The 18,650-nt window shown below is 41.3% G+C and carries 16 protein-coding genes; 9 read left to right on the top strand and 7 right to left on the bottom strand.

Translation table 11 applies throughout. The features are described from left to right. Nucleotides 1-225: 225 nt before the first annotated feature. The 3 genes from CDG79_RS09135 to CDG79_RS09125 all read right to left on the bottom strand — a co-directional run bounded on the left by CDG79_RS09135 (nt 226) and on the right by CDG79_RS09125 (nt 2,043). On the bottom strand, nt 226-444 hold the full coding sequence (locus CDG79_RS09135) for a hypothetical protein (RefSeq protein WP_094330884.1): 219 nt from the start codon (nt 442-444) through the stop codon (nt 226-228). A gap of 658 nt (nt 445-1,102) precedes the next feature. Beyond that, nucleotides 1,103-1,753 (bottom strand): bifunctional phosphoribosyl-AMP cyclohydrolase/phosphoribosyl-ATP diphosphatase HisIE, encoded by a 651-nt coding sequence (gene hisIE / locus CDG79_RS09130; RefSeq protein ID WP_094341853.1) that lies wholly within the window; start codon nt 1,751-1,753, stop codon nt 1,103-1,105. A 101-nt stretch (nt 1,754-1,854) separates the two neighbouring features. After that, nucleotides 1,855-2,043: a ChaB family protein gene (locus CDG79_RS09125; RefSeq protein WP_094341852.1), complete on the bottom strand. Its 189-nt coding sequence runs from the start codon at nt 2,041-2,043 to the stop codon at nt 1,855-1,857. 106 nt (nt 2,044-2,149) lie between these two features. On the opposite strand from CDG79_RS09125, the gene hemL reads away from it, so the two are divergent. Next, nucleotides 2,150-3,448 (top strand): glutamate-1-semialdehyde 2,1-aminomutase, encoded by a 1,299-nt coding sequence (gene hemL / locus CDG79_RS09120; protein ID WP_094341851.1) that lies wholly within the window; start codon nt 2,150-2,152, stop codon nt 3,446-3,448. Nucleotides 3,449-3,972: 524 nt separating this feature from the next. Next, nucleotides 3,973-4,869 carry a polysaccharide deacetylase family protein gene (locus CDG79_RS09115; protein WP_094341850.1) on the top strand — a complete coding sequence of 299 codons (897 nt, stop codon included), beginning with the start codon at nt 3,973-3,975 and terminating at the stop codon, nt 4,867-4,869. A gap of 323 nt (nt 4,870-5,192) precedes the next feature. On the opposite strand, the gene CDG79_RS09110 is transcribed toward CDG79_RS09115, so the two are convergent. Beyond that, the gene (locus CDG79_RS09110) at nt 5,193-6,023 is read right to left on the bottom strand and encodes a fasciclin domain-containing protein (RefSeq protein ID WP_094341849.1); all 831 of its coding nucleotides are present in this window, start codon (nt 6,021-6,023) and stop codon (nt 5,193-5,195) included. Between the two features lie 733 nt (nt 6,024-6,756). Here CDG79_RS09110 and CDG79_RS09105 point away from each other — a divergent pair. From CDG79_RS09105 to CDG79_RS09090, 4 genes are all read left to right on the top strand, one after another. Further along, nucleotides 6,757-7,551: a glutathione S-transferase family protein gene (locus CDG79_RS09105; RefSeq protein ID WP_094341848.1), complete on the top strand. Its 795-nt coding sequence runs from the start codon at nt 6,757-6,759 to the stop codon at nt 7,549-7,551. 132 nt (nt 7,552-7,683) lie between these two features. Next, nucleotides 7,684-9,414, top strand: a complete 1,731-nt coding sequence (locus CDG79_RS09100) for a helicase HerA domain-containing protein (RefSeq protein ID WP_094341866.1) — start codon at nt 7,684-7,686, stop codon at nt 9,412-9,414. Between the two features lie 555 nt (nt 9,415-9,969). Next, nucleotides 9,970-10,953 (top strand): RNA polymerase sigma factor, RpoD/SigA family, encoded by a 984-nt coding sequence (locus tag CDG79_RS09095; RefSeq protein WP_094341847.1) that lies wholly within the window; start codon nt 9,970-9,972, stop codon nt 10,951-10,953. A 716-nt stretch (nt 10,954-11,669) separates the two neighbouring features. Then, a complete protein-coding gene (locus tag CDG79_RS09090) occupies nt 11,670-12,374 on the top strand; it encodes a hypothetical protein (RefSeq protein ID WP_094341846.1) in 705 nt (234 codons plus the stop codon). Between the two features lie 8 nt (nt 12,375-12,382). Here the strand turns inward: CDG79_RS09090 and cobO are convergent, their stop codons facing one another. After that, nucleotides 12,383-13,060: a cob(I)yrinic acid a,c-diamide adenosyltransferase gene (gene cobO, locus CDG79_RS09085; RefSeq protein ID WP_094341845.1), complete on the bottom strand. Its 678-nt coding sequence runs from the start codon at nt 13,058-13,060 to the stop codon at nt 12,383-12,385. Nucleotides 13,061-13,661: 601 nt separating this feature from the next. Here cobO and CDG79_RS09080 point away from each other — a divergent pair. The 3 genes from CDG79_RS09080 to CDG79_RS09070 all read left to right on the top strand — a co-directional run bounded on the left by CDG79_RS09080 (nt 13,662) and on the right by CDG79_RS09070 (nt 15,616). Further along, nucleotides 13,662-13,892 (top strand): DUF6737 family protein, encoded by a 231-nt coding sequence (locus CDG79_RS09080; protein ID WP_094341844.1) that lies wholly within the window; start codon nt 13,662-13,664, stop codon nt 13,890-13,892. A 43-nt stretch (nt 13,893-13,935) separates the two neighbouring features. Further along, on the top strand, nt 13,936-14,250 hold the full coding sequence (locus CDG79_RS09075) for a DUF4347 domain-containing protein (RefSeq protein ID WP_094341843.1): 315 nt from the start codon (nt 13,936-13,938) through the stop codon (nt 14,248-14,250). A gap of 154 nt (nt 14,251-14,404) precedes the next feature. After that, nucleotides 14,405-15,616 carry a sensor domain-containing diguanylate cyclase gene (locus CDG79_RS09070; RefSeq protein WP_094341842.1) on the top strand — a complete coding sequence of 404 codons (1,212 nt, stop codon included), beginning with the start codon at nt 14,405-14,407 and terminating at the stop codon, nt 15,614-15,616. 71 nt (nt 15,617-15,687) lie between these two features. Here CDG79_RS09070 and CDG79_RS09065 read toward each other — a convergent pair whose 3' ends face one another. Beyond that, nucleotides 15,688-17,874, bottom strand: coding sequence for a tetratricopeptide repeat protein (locus CDG79_RS09065; protein WP_094341841.1), 2,187 nt, complete (start codon nt 17,872-17,874; stop codon nt 15,688-15,690). A 181-nt stretch (nt 17,875-18,055) separates the two neighbouring features. Beyond that, nucleotides 18,056-18,646, bottom strand: coding sequence for a thioredoxin family protein (locus tag CDG79_RS09060; protein WP_094341840.1), 591 nt, complete (start codon nt 18,644-18,646; stop codon nt 18,056-18,058). Nucleotides 18,647-18,650 lie beyond the last annotated feature (4 nt).

The raw sequence follows: 18,650 nt of genomic DNA, 5'->3' as shown, positions 1-18,650 counted from the left end.
GAGTTTCAGTATAAATCGCTTGTCTGATAGAGACTACCATCTGAACATAATCAATTCCGGAAAATTAGAAAAATTTTTTAGATACACCCAAATCAATGAAGCTAGAACTCTGACTTTAAAAGGAAAGCATCCATGCATCCTGTGTAGCACCCCTCATAGCGATCAAAAGTGTTCTCCTTTAGATACTTTCCGAATCTTTACTCAATATTCGACCAGTTGCCGATCTTAAACTCTAGATGTCGGTTTCAAAAATAGCCAGGCTACAAAGAACGTAGCCGCCGTGAATAGTTGCGTCAAATCCAAAGCCGATAGATAACCATCTGCAAATGAAGCAATACTGCGATCGGTAATACCGAATACCCAGGATGACAGTCCAAACAGCCAAATCCCATTCTTGAGATTTCCGACGAATTCCTTAGAGTCTGATGGTTTTTGGTCTTTCACGATCTTCTGTCCTGTTGGTGAGGAATTTGATGATTGATGCGAAATAGCTGCCATTAAGAATTTTTTCTGACTCCTGATGTCAAATTTACACTTCCTATTCTTAATATTAATAAATATTTCAGCTACTTGACTTCAATACCCAAAGGTACATCTTCTAACCTTGACATTCCTGCTTTGGTTCTGTCACCTCTGATAGATGGCTATGCTTTGAGTTCTCAGCATTACAGTGTCGGGTTTGAATGCTGAAATTACATTATCTTTAAATAACTATATAAATATTTATTTTTACCTGGTATAAATTACTCCATAGGATAGATGCGTTATAAAAAATCGTAGTGACGCACAGATATGTGCCACTACCGCGCGATGAATTAGATTTCTGGATTAACCAAGTGGATAGTAGGAGGACTCCGATCTAAATTTTGAACGACTTGGAGGGCAACAACTGCAACAGGTAACAAACAAACCTTTAACAAAGATGTTTTCTATGTGTCTGCGCCATCTCAATAGGTGGGTACAAATGCTGTTCCTGGAGTCGGTAGTGTTGAAGCCATAGTTAATACCCTTTGAATCTCGAAATATTAAATACTGGAGTCTAGACTAACCCATGACAAAATGACTCAGTTGGCAATCTAACTTGTCCAAGCACCATAATTCTTTATCGGCGACGTTCTTGGAGTTTGCGATACACAGATTTCAAATCAACTTTATGGTGAGCTAAGGCAACTAAAGTATGATATAGCAAATCAGCCACTTCACCTGCGATCGCATCTGCTTCATCATCTTTAAAAGCCATTACCACCTCGGCGGTTTCCTCACCGATTTTTTTCAAAATTTTATTATCGCCACCGGCAAATAACTTAGAGGTATAAGAACTTTCAGTAGGATTATCGCGGCGATCGCATATTATTTGAAATAATTGCGACAATGTATCCCCTGGTGGTGGGACAATATTCCCTTCTATTTGGTGAAAGCAACTGCGCTCTCCAGTGTGGCAAGCAACATCTCCTAATTGCTCTACCCCTACGAGCAGCGCATCACTATCACAGTCATAACGGATACTCTGCACTTTTTGAATATGTCCAGAAGTCGCCCCCTTGTGCCATAATTCTTGCCGGGAACGGCTCCAAAACCAAGTTTCTTCAGTTTCTAAAGTTTTTTGTAACGACTCCTGATTCATCCACGCCATCATTAAGACAGTACCATCCAAATAATCTTGGACAATTGCAGGCACTAGACCCCGTTCATCGTAGCGAATTTTTTCAATAGGGATGGCGTAATGCAGCGATCGCGAATCGTTAGAAGACATACCAGCTAGTTTGCTCTAATGAGAATAACTTATGGATTCACGATACCATTCTGAATAGAGCAACTGGTATGTTTTTTTGAATTTAACTATCTTATCTAGCTCTAAACAAAAGCATTCCGTTCCATAGCAGACTGCATCTTTACAGCACTTAAAGCGACTTTGTGAGCTTTTGAGGCTTCACCATACCAATGGATGGCCGAGTTAAAAGCTGCTCGGTAAAGATCCTGGTATGCTTCAGATAATCGAGTTTGAATATCTAAAGGCAAGTCTTTGTTGGACTTGTATAACATATTGTTATTTTTTTGGTTCAGTTAATTCTATAGGATAGAAATTCTAAGCAATTTTTAACCCTATCCTGAGATAGAGCTTTTTATTGCCCACTGTTAGGAGAGAACCTTGGTAAATACCACAATTAAAACAACAAAATCACAAGAAGTCTTCGCTGCGGCTCAAAACCTCATGCCTGGAGGAGTCAGTTCTCCAGTTCGTGCCTTTAAATCTGTGGGCGGACAACCCATCGTTTTTGATCGTGTTAAAGGTGCATATATTTGGGATGTAGATGGCAACCAATACATAGACTATGTAGGCACTTGGGGCCCAGCTATTTGTGGTCATGCTCATCCAGAAGTAATTGCAGCCTTGCATGAAGCCTTAGAAAAAGGCACCAGTTTCGGCGCTCCCTCAGCCCTAGAAAATGTTTTGGCAGAAATGGTCATCGATGCCGTTCCCAGCATCGAAATGGTCAGATTTGTTAACTCTGGAACTGAAGCCTGTATGGGAGTTTTGCGACTGATGCGGGCTTTCACCAACCGAGACAAAATCATCAAATTTGAAGGCTGCTACCACGGACACGCCGATACGTTTTTAGTAAAAGCGGGTTCTGGTGTTGCCACACTTGGCTTACCAGACTCACCAGGAGTTCCGAAAGCGGCAACTAGCACCACTCTAACCGCACCTTTCAATGACCTAGAATCCGTTAAAGCCTTGTTTGAAGAAAACCGCGACGAGATTGCTGGCGTTATTCTTGAGCCAGTTGTTGGTAATGCTGGATTTATTGCCCCTGATGCAGGTTTCCTAGAAGGATTACGGGAACTGACTCACGAGCATGGAGCCTTATTGGTGTTTGATGAAGTGATGACAGGCTTCCGCATTGCTTACGGTGGCGCTCAAGAAAAATTTGGCGTGACTCCCGATTTAACAACCTTGGGTAAGGTGATTGGTGGTGGTTTGCCAGTAGGAGCTTATGGCGGTCGGCGAGATATTATGTCAATGGTTGCCCCTGCTGGCCCCGTATATCAAGCTGGGACTCTTTCTGGTAATCCTTTGGCAATGACTGCTGGGATTAAGACTTTAGAATTGCTGCAAAAGCCAGGTACTTACGATTATCTTGAGCGGATAACTAAAAAGCTAGCAGATGGTTTGCTGCAAATTGCTAAAGAAACAGGTCATGCGGCTTGCGGCGGTCAAATCAGCGCAATGTTTGGCTTATTCTTTACCTCGGGCCCAGTTCATAACTACGAAGATGCAAAAAAGTCTGATACAGCCAAATTCGGACGCTTCCATCGAGGTATGTTAGAACGTGGTGTTTACCTAGCACCCTCTCAATTTGAAGCTGGGTTCACGTCTTTTGCTCACACTGAAGAAGACATTGAGCAAACTTTAGCAGTTGCACGGGATGTAATGTCTAGTCTGTAAACTGTTAAATTTTTGGTAAATTTTTGGCGTTGCTGAATCATGGGATGATTTTGTTTAATGCGGAATAGTTTTTCAATGCTTCCAACTGCTAATTCATGCCGCAAATATGCAACGCCAAATTTTTCAATGGGTCTGTGTTGTACCGTCATCACTTAAGTTAGGTCACACCTTTGTCATAATTTCGCAATGGCTTCGTCAATGAGATATGCAATATTTAAACTACATTAAGCATATTCATGTTAATAAGGCATAATTAATTGCTTTTTATAGTTCTCTAAATTCCTCTCATACCTCATAGTCTACAAAAACTAAAGCATAAGAAGGCTCTCACCTTCATGGTGAGGGTTTTATTTATGATATTTAGATTACCCGACGGATCAGGTATTTTTTATGAGTCAGGGGCGGAGCTAACTTTAAAAGATATTACCAATGATGGCGTAGTTTGCATGGCAATGTTTATAAGAGGATAAAAACTGCCGGAAGTATTGTGAAAAAAACGGTTCGACCATTGAAGGAGCTATGAAGTGGAGGACAATAAGTCATTTTTTGGTGTGCAAAAAATATTGATGGCGTTGCTTGTCTTGAGTACTACTACGATGATGCTTATCAAGTCAAGATCGTCTGAGGCTCAAAGTACAGAAAATATAAATGTAAACAATCCACCAGCCAAGATTGGAATTCAACAGCAGATTGAAGAACTAAAAGCAATAATGCTTAAAAGTTGGCAGCAACAAGCACAAACAAAGGGTCTTACCTATGCTGTGCCACCAAGCTTTCAAGGAAAAACAATTGATGCTGCAAAACTTACTCCCGAACAGAAAGTAATTGCTCTCACCTTTGATGATGGGCCATGGCCTGAGAGTACCGCGCAAGTACTGGATATTCTTAAACAAAATCAAATCAAAGGGACATTTTTCCTCATTGGGCAAAATGTGAAGAATTATCCAAACTTAGTAAAACGGGAGATTGCTGAAGGTCACGTAATTGGCAATCATACTTGGCATCATTGGTATCAATTCATGAATCCCCAAGCAGCCGCTTATGAAATTAACCACACAGCAGACCTGATTTATCAAGTTACAGGGATTAAAACAAATCTATTTCGACCACCAGGAGGAATTATGCACAATGGGGTGGCTGATTACGCTAGAAATAACAAATATGCCATCATTCGCTGGTCATCAGACTCTGTAGACTACTCGCGTCCTGCTGTACCAAAGTTAATTAATAATGTGTTCAGAAAAGCTAAACCAGGTGGGATTGTGTTAATGCATGATGGTGGTGGTAATCGCTCTAAAACCGTACAAGCTTTACCAGAAATCATTGCCAACTTTCGGAAACAAGGCTATAGCTTTGTTACTATCCCTGAACTTTTAGTAATGCAAGATAAAGACCAAAGGCTAATTGCACACAAAAAATAACATAATACCACTTTTTTTGAGTACCGCTCAATACAGTTCAGTTAAGCATTTCTTTGTTTGCGGTACTCGACGAGACGCTCTACAAATGTGTTTACGTTAAAAAATAACTTTGACAAAGAGTTAAGCTATAAGCCAAATATATTATTTTAGTTAAAAGTTTTTCTTTACCTTACCCTTTAACCGAGAAGTATTGGGTGGGATTGCCAATTTAACTCACCGTTATTACAAAAAAACCGTCCAAAATTAATATTTGAACGGAATTTTTATGTATTAATACTTTATGCCCACTTAATTCTGTTACTGATTTTACTAGTATCTAAAAGCTACAAGTCAGGAGGCAAAATTACCTGGTCAATTGCGTGGATTACACCGTTAGAGCCTGTAATATCTGCTTGTGTCACTTTAGCATCATTGACAGTCACACCAGTAGCAGGATCAACTTTAATGTTGATTGTGCCACCTTCAAGGCTTTTAACTTCACCAGATTTTAAATCAGTTGACAATACCTTACCAGCTACTACATGGTAAGTTAGGATTTTGAGCAATACTTCTTTGTTGGCTGGTTTTAACAATTCTTGCAAAGCATCTGCTGGCAACTTAGCAAAAGCTGCATCAGTAGGTGCAAAAATAGTTAAGTTATCTTTTCCTTGCAAAGCCCCGGTCAAACCTGCTGCTTTCAAAGCCTTGGTTAAGGTTTTAAAGGAAGCGTTTGATTCTGTCAAGGCTAACAAGTTTTTGCCTTGATTGTCGCTTGCCCCTGGCCCTGGTGGAGTTATAGTAGGTTTCTCACTGGGTTGAGTTCCCGGGATAGTACCTGGTGTGCTGGGTGTTGGTTCAGTAGGTGTCGCGCTACCACCACGATTATAAGGAGGCTCGTTGAAAATACTTGGTCTGGGATTTGTTCCGCTACTTTTCTGTGCTACTTGTTTGCGCTTGGTATTGCCCTTTTCTATTTCGGAAGCAGCCTCAGTAGGCGTGTATTGAGCGTTTACTTGAAGGCGTTGACCCTTGTTATAGGGCGCTTCGTTGAAAATACTGGGTTTAGGATTTAGTGCCTCTTTAGCTTCAGATGGTAAAGTAATAACCAGGCTGAAACTACTAAATCCTGCTATGCCTGCTAATGCGATCAGCAATTTTCTGTAATTTGTCTTCATAAATTTTGTTTGTCTTTTTGTCCACACATTACATAAAGATTTATAACATTTTGCTATGCAGAAAACCTAACTGAAGACGTAAGTAAAACTTTTCCTCAGAATAATTTTTGCAGGGAAGGTAAAATATATAACTTCGGCTTACTCTGATAGGTTATTAAATATATTTAGCACATATTTTATGTAATGAGTGTATTTTCTGCATCACACTGATAAAAACTTAAAAAGCCTCGCTTGCTGTAACGATGCGTGAAAATCCTACATTTACCTTACATCTACAAGGTGTCAATTACAATAAGCTGTGAGAAATATTCTATTTGAAAGCCAACTTATATACAAATTTGTCTGTAAATTAGTAGTTTATTAAAAAATACTGTATCCCTTACAGGACAGGCAATATCTCTGAATTAACCATTGATGATTCAGCAAAAATACAGAAATTAATTACTTAGATATATGAACGTAATTTTACACCAACGGAAATTAAAGTAACTACTGAAGAGTTACAACTGGGCAGTTAGGTTTTTTTATGTATCCCTAATTAAATCATTTGATGATTTGATGTTTTATACAGAAAATAATACCTTTTAAATGCATAACTTTGTTGAGAATCAAGCATAAGTTCAATCATAATCTCAATTAGGTAGACAAAAAGCAGCTAATGTAAAGAAAAATTACTTTAACTAAAGATACAATTGTAAAGTTTAAGAAGTTGACCAGTTATAAGGTATACAACATGCTGGAATTATACCAATGGGAACTATCTCAATACTCAGAGAAAGTGCGCCTAATTCTAGATTTTAAAGGACTAGATTACCGCAAAATAGAGGTTACGCCTGGAATTGGACAAGTAGAACTGTTCCGGCTGACTGGTCAGAAACAAGTGCCAGTGTTAAAGGATCGGAATAAATATATTGCGGATTCTACGGAGATAGCTAAGTATTTAGACTTAGAGTATCCCGATCGCCCGATAATACCCCAAGATCCCAAAAAACGGGGTTTAACTTTATTGATTGAAGAATGGGCGGATGAATCTATAGGCATCAAAGGTCGAAAGGCACTATTTGCAGCCATAAGTCAAGATCAAAATTTCCGCAAGTCTTTATTACCGACCTCAACACCAGATATATTTAAAAGTCTAGTTGGAGGAGTACCCACTGACTTACTGACAGTGTTGGGTTTTGGGGTAGGTTATAGTCCAGATGCGATCCAATCAGCGATCGCATCTTTAAAACAAGACTTGGAAGCGCTAACGTTATTATTGGCAGATAGTCCTTATTTAACTGGAGATGAGCCGACTTTAGCTGACTTGTCAGTAGCAGGCTTATCGATATTGCTCAAGTTCCCCCCTGGCCCCTATCTGGATTTACCAGCTTCTATTAGAGGAAAAGGATTGCCAATCTTTTCAGAGAATATAGATTATGAACCATTCTTTACCTGGCGCGATCGCATTTACGCTCAATTCCGTAAACCATTAATCAGTAGCACCTCAGCCGCAGGAGGTGCGCCAACTTCGATTCAGATTGATTAGATAATTGGGCATTGGGCATGGGGCATTGGGTATGGGGCACAGGGTGGAGAATGACAAATGACCAATGACCAATAACCAATAACCAATGACCAATGACCAATGACAAATGACAAATGACAAATGACTAATCAGATGAATTCGGGACAGCCATTAGGTTCGGTCATTCAAGGTTCTCTAACTGAAGGTTTAGAAGTACGATTGCATCCTGACATTTCTGTGGAAGATATGCGGGTTGGTAAGTTTCTTGTTGTGCAAGGGATGCGATCGCGCTTTTTTTGTATGCTGACAGATGTAGCATTAGGAGCAGCTAATGCCCGAATTATTGCTAATCCCCCCAGTTGGGAAGACACTTTTTTACGAGATGTTTTAGCCGGAAGTGGTACTTATGGTACTATCAACCTCGCGCCGATGTTGATGTTCACTCCCGAAACTGAAGAATCTTTCTCCCCAACAAATGGCAAATCGGCAAATCCCTTTATCCCATCAGTGACGGGTTTAGCTTCATTTGTGCCACAAACCAGCACGACGATGGAATTGTTGCCTGTTAAAACTATTCCTAGTCACTTTAGTCAAGTTTACGATGCCAGTGTTGACGATTTTCGCCGCGTATTTGGTTGGGAAGATGACCCCCAAAGGCGCAATTTTTCCATCGGGAAACCTTTGGATATGGATGTGCCCGTTTGTATCGATTTAAACCGCTTCGTGGAACGGAGTAATGGGGTTTTTGGGAAATCTGGTACTGGTAAATCCTTTCTCACGCGGTTACTTTTAGCTGGCGTTATCCGTAAAAGTGCGGCTGTGAATTTGATTTTTGATATGCACTCTGAGTATGGTTGGGAAGCTGTCGCAGAAGGGAAGAACGTCAGTACTGTTAAGGGTTTAAAACAACTTTTTCCCAGCAAAGTAGAAGTTTACACCCTCGACCCGGAATCGACAAAGCGTCGGGGTGTACGTGATGCTCAAGAACTTTACTTGAGTTACGAGCAAATTGAAGTTGAAGATATTAAGTTATGTAGCCGAGATTTAGGACTCTCTGACGCAGCCTTGGATAACGCCAATATTCTATATAGTGAGTTTGGCAAGTCTTGGATTGTCCAACTGCTGAACATGACTAATGATGAAATCGAGATGTTTTGCGACGAGAAGCGCGGACATAAAGGCTCGATTATGGCATTGCAGCGCAAACTCTTGCGGATGGACAGCTTGAAGTATATGCGAGCGGTTTGCCCCCAGAATTATATTAGTAAAATTGTGCAATGTCTGGAATCTGGGAAGAATGTTGTGATAGAATTTGGTTCCCAGTCTAATATGCTCTCTTATATGTTGGTGACGAATATGATCACCCGACGTATCCACGAGCATTACGTCAAAAAAGCAGATAAATTTCTGCAAAGCAAAAATCCTAGCGATCGCCCCACGCCGTTGATGATTACCATTGAAGAGGCGCATCGTTTCCTAGATCCAGGAGTGGTACAAAGCACTATCTTTGGGACTATTGCCCGCGAACTGCGAAAGTATTTTGTCACTCTTTTGGTAGTCGATCAACGTCCATCGGGTATTGATAATGAGGTTATGTCCCAGATTGGGACTCGGATTACCGCTTTGCTTAATGACGAAAAAGACATTGACGCGATTTTTACGGGTGTATCTGGTGGTAGCGGACTGCGATCGGTATTGGCAAAGTTAGACTCTAAGCAACAAGCTTTAATTTTGGGTCATGCCGTTCCCATGCCAGTAGTAGTACGTACTCGTCCTTACGACGCAACTTTTTACGAAGAAATTGGTGAGCCAGCCTGGGAAGAAAAACCTGACGCGGAAGTATTCGCTGCGGCTGAACTCGCCAAAGCTGACTTAGGATTCTAGATAGTCATTTGTCAGTTGTCCTTTGTCCTTTGCAAATGACCAATGACTAATGACAAATGACAAATCCCCAATTCGTAACATCCCCCATCCTCACAGGAAAATAAGTTCGGTTATCCGGCTAGTTCTTGGCAACAGAAGAGGGGTTTTTGGGGTCACTATAGATATAGTCAGTAATTTCAAGGAAGCTTAAATTTTTTTTCTAAACGAGTAATTTTGAATTATAATTTAAAGCTTTATCTTAAGATACTTTACTATCTGCCTGATTTATCGTACTATAAAGTAAGTGGAACTCATAACGACTTCGGATTTATTAGTTGCTGTCATTAACTACCTAAAAAATAATTCTCAAAAATAACCAGTGTGCTTATAAGAGATTGAACAATTTAGGGAAGGTAGGGGAACCTATCTTAGGGGCTTACCGTCTTAACAACGTCTGTATCAATTGATAATTGTTTTTAGTAGCTCCTGATATTTTGTGATAGATTTACTACCTTTATCCATCCATTTTAGTAAGAAAACATACATTTTATTTACGGAGTAGAGGACAACGCACCAATGCCTACTGTCAATACCCAAACGGAAAACCTCAACACCAGATTCACGGCTGATATGGTGCGAACCTATCTGCGAGAAATTGGTCGTGTACCACTGCTAACCCGCGAACAAGAGATTGTCTTTGGGAAGCAGGTTCAACAAATGATGACGCTCATCGATGCCAAAGAGGTTTTGGCGAAGAAACTGCAACGCGAACCGGATATGTCAGAGTGGGCTGACGTGGTTCAATTATCAGAAACTGAAGTACAGCAAACTGTAGCCCAAGGTAAGCGGGCAAAGCAAAAAATGATCGAAGCGAATTTGCGCTTGGTCGTTGCTATTGCGAAAAAATACCAAAAGCGAAATATGGAATTTCTGGATTTAATCCAGGAAGGAACACTAGGATTAGAGCGGGGTGTGGAGAAATTTGACCCAATGAGGGGTTATAAGTTCTCGACTTACGCTTACTGGTGGATTCGCCAAGCTATTACCCGCGCGATCGCTCAACAAGGGCGTACTATCCGCTTACCGATTCACATTACCGAAAAACTCAACAAAATCAAGAAAGTACAGCGTGAGTTGGCTCAAACCTTGGGGCGATCGCCTACTCCAGCCGAAATTGCTAAAGAACTAGAACTAGAACCTGTTCAGATTCGCGAGTACCTGAACATGGCGCGTCAACCAGTATCTTTGGATGTTAAAGTTGGCGATAATCAGGATACTGAGTTGCAAGAAATGCTCGAAGATGGCGGCCCATCACCAGAGTATTACACCAACCAGGAATTCTTACGCCAAGACTTGAACAACCTACTAGCAGAACTAACCCCGCAACAGCGAGAAGTTTTAGCTCTACGCTTTGGTTTAGAAGATGGTAATGAAATGTCATTGGCGAAAGTGGGTGAGAGATTGAATCTCAGCCGCGAACGCGTCCGCCAGTTAGAGCATCAGGCTTTGGCTCATCTGCGTCGCCGTCGCGCCAATGTCCAAGAATACATTGCTAGTTAAATATAGAGACGCGGGATTTCGCGTCTCTAAAGCTTGATGCGCCTCCTAAATTCAGGGGGCGATTTTTTATGCCGATGGGCAGGAAAAATATTAGGACTAGTATTTGATTTTTGAAATCTTACGTAGGGGAGGCAGTCGCGTGGGCGGGTTTCCCGACTTGAGCGTTAGCGTAGCGGTAGCGACGCAGGAGCGTCACTGGCGTTGCGTTAGCAGGGAGAGTACGGCACCATCAGCTTGGGATGGTGCCGTACTCTCCCTGCTAACACACCCTACAAATACTTATATTTATATTTTTTCAAAAATCAAATATGATTCCTATAGTATTTTTATTCATTAAAAAGTAAAAAACAAGATGCCACACAACTGATGTTGATTGAGAAGATTTAATTTCTGATTAACCTCACCCAATGGGATGAATCTATTGAATTAAGAATAAATTAAGTTATATTAAGCAATATAAAGTTAATTAAATAGCTCTGTAGTAAAGGCTTCAGCCCTGACTACAGAGCTTTCATTTGTCACGATCGCTCACTGACTCTAACTGATGGTAATCTAAGATTGTTGAGCTAGATAAAATAAAAACTTTAGTTTTTGACAGTTTTCTTTTTTGGACAATAGTAATATAAGTCGTGAACTAAGTCTTTGACAATTAAGACTTGGTTATAGTTTAAGTAAGTTCTAAAAAACTTAGTTGATTTTTTAACAGGAGAAGTAGGGTGCTTAACAACCTTTATCAGTTCTTATCTCCCCGCCAGTGGGGAATTTCCCTAGCGGGCTTAGGCTTACTTCTCGGTTTGGGCTTTATAGGCAAGCAGACTCAAGTTGTACCGATTACAGATTCTCCATTATCATCGGCTCAGATTCAGAAAACCAAAATCTCCGAAAACTCCCTTTTGTCTCAGTTCAGAAGAGTTAGAGAAGAAAGAAGTCAGCAGAGAGCGGCGGCTGGAGAGAGAGGGGTTTTTATGCATAAGAGCGGAAAAACACTTCCTACAACCACAGCACTGGTTCCAGATTCTCAGGGAGCTACAGGCGCAGAAGTTTTACCAAAAGTGAATTTTCCTGTAAAAGATGGGGTTTATCTCTATGGTCAATCCCCAAAATCAAACCAGCTTGGTCAAGGTTACATTATATTTCAAAAGCAGCAGGACAAGATAACTGGTGCGTTGTATATGCCTCATTCAGAGTTTAATTGTTTTCAGGGTACACTTAGCCAATCGGGAGAGTTGGCGATGACGGTTAATAGTTCGTCAAATGAAGCCAATTCTGTTCAGTCAAATCAGGTAGCTGCAAACAATAGACTGCCTCAAGTCAGTGAAGATGAGTTCAGCAGTTATCCTTACTCAGTGGCTCTGCAAGACTTTTATCAATTAAATTCCATCACAGCTAGCGATCGCCGCACGTTGCAAATGTGTAAATAATCTTTAAGTTAATACTCAATTCCTGGTTGCGCTTTAACGCCTTGATCGCGGAAAGGGTGCTTAATTAAGGTCATTTCAGTTACGAGGTCAGCACGCTCAATTAAACCAGCCGGTGCGCCTCTGCCTGTGAGAATAACGTGTTTGTTAGCTGGTTTTTGTGCCAAACCCGCTAAAACGTCCTCTAATGGTAAGTAAGCCATTTTGAGGGCGATATTGATTTCGTCTAATAACACCACATGAAAGTCTGGGTTGCGAATATATTCTAATGATTTTTCCCAGGCGGCGCTAGCTTTGTCAAGATCGCGATCGCGGTCTTGAGTTTCCCAAGTGAAGCCTTCGCCCATTGCATGAAATTCTATTTGGTCTTCCCAATAGCTGAAAACCCTTTTTTCTGAAGGTTCCCAACTTCCCTTGATGAATTGAACAATCGCTACTTTATACCCGTGACCTAGCGATCGTAACACCATCCCTAAAGCCGCAGTAGTTTTACCTTTACCATTACCAGTATTTACAATAATTAATCCTTTTTCGGGTACAGCTTCTGCTATACGCTTGTCTTGTACTTCTTTGCGCCGCTGCATCTTCTTGCGGTACTGTTCATCAGTCAGAGATGAAGACATTACCTCATCAATCAAGCGTCCAATTTCTTGGTCTTGGTTTAATTCTTGTGGTGTATCGTTTTTCATCAACTTCTTCTAGAAATAATTGTTAAAACTTTTGCCAATGAATCGAAATTCTATTTATAATTTGATTCTAGCTAAATCACATAATTGAATACGTCCAGTAAGATTTTATAGAAAAATATTTCTCCTGTGTTAGCTTTTTTTACATGATTTGCAGACAAGTATGTAAAACTATATGATATAAAAGCTGGACTTATAATTTGAATTTAATATTACTATTTTAAATAATTTAATATGTTCATTAAAGCACTTTATCAGTATATTCCAATCGCAAGTGGTTGAAGGTGAAGCGTTCAACAGCAAACTACCAACTATTTACCAACCATCTTGAAGAACAAAGCCGATTAGCCCGCAATTTATTGCAGAGTGGGAAAACAACGCAAAACCAGGGTTTTAGGAATCGAGGTTAGACCAATTGTCAATTAACAAACAGTCTGATAACCTTCAACCTGTCTGTAAATCAGCACTGTTGTATATATTTCTCACAAATTTTACCAAAACCTTGATAATATTAATAGCGATCGCATTCAACTTTGGAAGCCGAGTAGATCGTTTACCCTAAAAATGGTTAAAGGGAAATTTTGAGTTTTATTAAATAAAATTAATGTCTGAACAAAAGCCTATAAATCCTTGGAATTACAAACCTTGGTGGTGTCAGCCCTGGTCTATAGTTTTGACGGGTGTAACACTAATTAGTGGTAGCTGGTTGCTATTTAAAACTATCTGGCTAACAGTACTTGTTTCTATCCCTGTAGTGACATGGATGGGATTTTTTGTGTTGTTTTGGCCACAACTAATGATTCGCAGTGGGATTTTGGAGTCCTATAAAGACTAATTCGAGCCTGATATGTTAAGGGAAATTCCTCCAGAGAGAGAAAATTATCCTCAGCACATTGCAATGCTACACTCAGGAACTACAAACCTGGTCTTCCCATCTCTGCGTTTCTCCATCTCTGTTACTCTACGGCTGTAACGTTGCTGCTGGAGACGCTGGGGAAGAATTCATTCAAAAGTTGCACAAACTGACAACAGCTAGCATTGCTGCTTCTGCCAATCTCACAGGGAATGCTGCTAGTTACACTGAAAATGCCCCTGAGATACTGATTGCAGAATCAGATACAACTGTTACTGACCCAGATTCTGCCAACTTCCACACTGGCAAATTGACCCTTTGCATCTATACAAATTGGTAGTATTAAAAATATCAAGTTTTTACGGTAACACTGACAGTATAATAAGTTTTGATAATTTTTAGTCGATCTCGATCATTTTTAACCTGGCTTTGGGCACAAGACCTTGTAAGCATCTACATACTCAGGGAATTTGCACAGTGAAAGTTAGGGTGATATGAACAATAGAGCAAACCAAAGGCATGAAGAACATCATGCAATACAATATTTCTGTATATTCAACCGAATGCTAATTTTCATTGCAGAGATGTTTATATCACACAGCCTTGATGCTGGAAAGTTAACCCTGCGGTTATTGCAAAATCTCCAGCGTACCAAACTTTTCTGGCTAAGGCTCAGGCATTCATCTGTGAAAACCCAAACTGTTCCTCTATCTGAAAATGAAGCAGAAAGGCTCAAAGCATTGGCGGGCTACAATATTTTGGATACCCTACCCGAACAAGCATTTGATGACCTAACTGCTCTGGCTGCCTATATTTGTAAGACTCCAATTGCTTTAATTAGTTTAGTAGATGCCGATCGCCAATGGTTTAAATCTAAGATTGGACTAAAAGTTAGGGAAACACCCAGAGAGTCGGCTTTTTGCTCTCATACCATTCTGCAACCAGAGAATATATTAGTAATTCCCAACACTATCAAGGACGATCGCTTTGCTAACAATCCTCTAGTCAGAGGTAATTCCAAAATTCGTTTTTATGCTGGTGCGCCACTAGTTACGCCCAATGGTTTGTCTGTCGGAACGTTATGTGTCATGGATACCGTTCCTCGTCAGCTAAGTTACCAGCAGTTAGATGCACTGCGCCGCCTAAGTCGGCAAGCGATCGCTCAGATGGAACTCATTCAGGAAGTTCGCAACCGCAAACAATCAGAGATAGAAGGAAGGCAGTTATCGCTGACCGACGATCTAACAGGTTTGCATAATCGACGTGGTTTCTTCGTGATGGCTGAACAACAGTTAAAAATTGCTCACCGGATGAGATTGTTGTGCTGGGTTATTTTCATTGATTTAGATGGGTTAAAACAGGTTAACGATACCCTTGGTCATGAGATAGGAGATGCCTTGATTATTGATGCTGGTCAATTACTCAAGCAAAGTTTTCGGAACTCGGATATTGTTGCTCGCTTGGGTGGAGATGAGTTCATTGTTTTCATCTCCAGCTACTTTAAGGATGCAGATAGCATTCAAGAGTATCTACAAGCAAATATTGCCAACTTTAATCAACAGCAAAACCGTAGCTATGAACTTTCGATGAGTATGGGGATAGAGCGTTACTCACCAGAAAGCAATATGTCACTAGAACAACTAATTGCCAGGTCTGACGAGTTAATGTACGCTCATAAACGTCTGAAGCGAGAATCTATTCGATAAAGGGGATGGGGCTTGTTGCGGAAACTCGGTTTTAAAATACTCATAACCATTAGAAAATAGATTTAGGTGTTTTATAAAAAAGCTTTCTCGTGGCAATTGACATATTGCTCAAGTTCTTGTCGCCAAGAAAGATCGTTAGATGAAATAGGATACAGAAACTTGCTCATCAACTGACGGGCAACATCAATGCGTCCAGCTTTTGCATAAAGTCGCACAATTGGTAGAAGAAGGCTGACATTAGGTTGCTTTTGCTTATTGAGAACATTTACAGCCCGTTCGAGTATTTTGATTGCTTCTTCAGGGCGATCGCGGTCGAGGTAAGCTTTAGCAAGTTGAGATGCTTGCTCTACAAATAATTCTGGCGCTGCGTAGCTAGACTGTAAATCAACCGCTTGCTGGGCAATGGATAAATTACCCACTGCTAACGCTGTAGATACCAGATTGCCAATGCTTGCGTCTTTGTAACCATCCTTAGAAATCTCCTGGAGCGTTTTCCAGGCTGCTTCGACTTGATTGGTATTCAAAAACTGTTGCAAGATTAAGGACGGCATAGAGACGACATTGGGATCGGTAGGTAAGGATAAAGCCCATTTGACAGCAGTTTGACGAGTCGTTTCCGCAGAGGCTGTTTCTCCAGCATTAGTATAAGCGCGAGCAATTGCTGCATAAGCTTGGGCACGAGTGTCAATTTCTTTAATGTTTGATGACAAACTTAAAGCTTTCGCAAATATCATCTGAGCTTGAGTTTTTTGCCCACTTTTTGCAAATACTGTGGCAACCTGTGCCAATGTATCAATTGCAGAAGAATAGTTTGGGCTTCGACGCGGAATCCGCTCTGCAATAGAGATGGCTTTGTCGGGTTGATTCTGTTTAGCATAAGCGATCGCCAGAGATTGGAGTAACTCAATGCGGCGCTCAGGGTTTTTTGATAAGCGTTGAACAAAAGGTGCGATCGCATCTAGGGCATTAATTTCACCTGCAAAGTTAATAGGTGGTTCCACTTTGGCAAATGCGTTCTGGGTAAGTAATTGCTCAAAAGCTGTTTTGGCTTCTAAGAGATTGCCATCCCTAATGGCTGTCATCAGAAGATCGTCAAGACGCAAATTTCCAGATGCCGCAAGTTTCACGAATTGGGCGATCGCTTTGGAGGCTTTTTCCGGTTGGTTGCGGCGGCGATATTCGCCTGCGGCTGGCAACAAATAGTCGCTACCCAAATCGATGATTCCCACTCCTTCAAGTGTCGGCAGCCCCGTAAAAAGGCGGTCGGGATTGCCCCCAGCTTTTAAGTAGGCGGACAAAAAGTGATTGATTGCTAGCCCCCTTCGCAGCCCACTAAATCCATCCTTAAAGACTTTATCAGCCTGTTCGGTCTGTTTAGCGCGATCGTAAGCAGCAGCTAAACGTCCGTAGGGAGCATCATCTTCAGGAGAGCTTCTTTTAAAATAAAGGTTGGCTCGTGATAGCTGATTTAATTGTAGATACAGCGCAATCAGGTCTGAATTGACGATTTGTCCTGCGGGGGTAGCTTTGGCAACACGATCGGCAAGTAGAAGTGCTTTTTGCGATTGGTTGGTATCAGCATAAACGCGGGCTAAAGATAAACTTGGGGCGCTACGAGAAAGAACGGTTTCAATTTGCGGCAACTGTGGGACAATAGCTTTGGACAGTCCAAGCTCGACAACTGCATCAAGAAGCTTGGTTAATTGAGCAGCGCGGCCTTGCATATCGGTAGACTTTAATGCCTTGGCGATCGCTTGGTTGAGAAGTAGAGCCGCGCGGTCATCGCCCTGTAACTGTTGGTAATAGCCTGCTAGTTTGCCAGTCATTTCTGCCCGTAAAGTCAACGATGGCAACTTTTCAATCCGATTTGCTAATTGGTCGAAAATGGCAGTGAGTTGAGGTTTCTGAGTCTTGGGTAGTGCTTTGAGCAATGCATCCATTCGGGCTGGAGAACCTGTGTCAGGCGGCCCTGGATCTGGCTTCTCGATCAACCATTGTCCTAACTCCCTCTGTATGGCTAAATCTAAGGAACTGGGTGATATTGCGATCCCTTGGAGTTCATCGAGTTTACGTGCCACTGCATCTGTAGCAACAGTTTCGGACAATGGCTTTACCGGATACCAGTTGATATAACTGCGCTCGTTGCTCAACAAAGCTTGGCAGGTTTGATTGGAGGTTTGTGCTTGTACCAATGAAAAGGGTAAGGAAGTTGCGATCGCAAGGCTGAAAATCGGAAAGATTCTTAATAAAAGGTGCATGGGTCTGAATTGGCGAAATGGCTCAACAGTCAAAACCCGATCGTGTTAGGCTGGGCGAGCGCAGATGTTAAATCTCTCTTTGTGCAATCGGTTTAGCTAAAAAGAGCAAATGGATATGATGCTGTACAATAAGGTGCGCGATCGCTCTTTTTCTACACTCGTACCCCATGCTTCCAAAGTGCTAATTTACTACTTGGCTGCCATGACTGCGGGGATCGTCTTGATTAGCCGTTGGTGCTACTGGGGCTGAAAATTTGGAAACTTTGCCGCTAGCTTGAGCATAAGGCAGAGATGAACCTGTAACCAAAGCCTCTAAATTGCTAGCCATAATTGTGCGGGGCTGATCGCCGATCGATTGGGCGATGGTTTCTCCTTGCTGACTCAAAAATACAAAATGGGGAATCCCATCTACCCGATATTTCAACATCTCTGGTAGCCACTTGGTATTATCTACATTCAGCATGACAAAATTCATCTTGTCAGCATACTCTGTTTCCAGTTGAATGATATCTGGTGCCATTTTCTGACAGACAGCACACCAATCAGCATAAAATTCTACTAGAGATGGTTTGCCGTTGCTGACAGCTACTTCTAGGGGTGTAGATGAATCGCTTAACTTGGCTAAGGTTGCCGAGGTCGTTTCAGTTCGCAATCCTAAGACGAGGGCAACGCTAAGAGCGATCGCTACCATTACAATTAAGAAGTTTCTCAAACGCTTCCCGAATGGAGATTCAGGCTTATCTGGGGAATTAACAGGTGAATCAGTACTCATAACA

The organism is Nostoc sp. 'Peltigera membranacea cyanobiont' 232 (assembly GCF_002245985.1).
Classification (GTDB): domain Bacteria; phylum Cyanobacteriota; class Cyanobacteriia; order Cyanobacteriales; family Nostocaceae; genus Nostoc.
The sequence above is the reverse complement of the archived record's forward strand: the minus strand, read 5'-3'. Positions and strand labels throughout refer to the sequence as shown.

Coding starts and splice junctions, on each gene's coding strand:
- CDG79_RS09100 (WP_094341866.1), top strand. CDS start 7,684: ATGAATTCGGGACAGCCATTAGGTTCGGTCATTCAAGGTTCTCTAACT.
- hisIE (WP_094341853.1), bottom strand. CDS start 1,753: ATGTCTTCTAACGATTCGCGATCGCTGCATTACGCCATCCCTATTGAA.
- CDG79_RS09110 (WP_094341849.1), bottom strand. CDS start 6,023: ATGAAGACAAATTACAGAAAATTGCTGATCGCATTAGCAGGCATAGCA.
- CDG79_RS09095 (WP_094341847.1), top strand. CDS start 9,970: ATGCCTACTGTCAATACCCAAACGGAAAACCTCAACACCAGATTCACG.
- CDG79_RS09080 (WP_094341844.1), top strand. CDS start 13,662: ATGTCTGAACAAAAGCCTATAAATCCTTGGAATTACAAACCTTGGTGG.
- CDG79_RS09065 (WP_094341841.1), bottom strand. CDS start 17,874: ATGCACCTTTTATTAAGAATCTTTCCGATTTTCAGCCTTGCGATCGCA.
- cobO (WP_094341845.1), bottom strand. CDS start 13,060: ATGAAAAACGATACACCACAAGAATTAAACCAAGACCAAGAAATTGGA.
- CDG79_RS09070 (WP_094341842.1), top strand. CDS start 14,405: ATGAACAATAGAGCAAACCAAAGGCATGAAGAACATCATGCAATACAA.
- CDG79_RS09105 (WP_094341848.1), top strand. CDS start 6,757: ATGCTGGAATTATACCAATGGGAACTATCTCAATACTCAGAGAAAGTG.
- CDG79_RS09125 (WP_094341852.1), bottom strand. CDS start 2,043: ATGTTATACAAGTCCAACAAAGACTTGCCTTTAGATATTCAAACTCGA.
- CDG79_RS09060 (WP_094341840.1), bottom strand. CDS start 18,646: ATGAGTACTGATTCACCTGTTAATTCCCCAGATAAGCCTGAATCTCCA.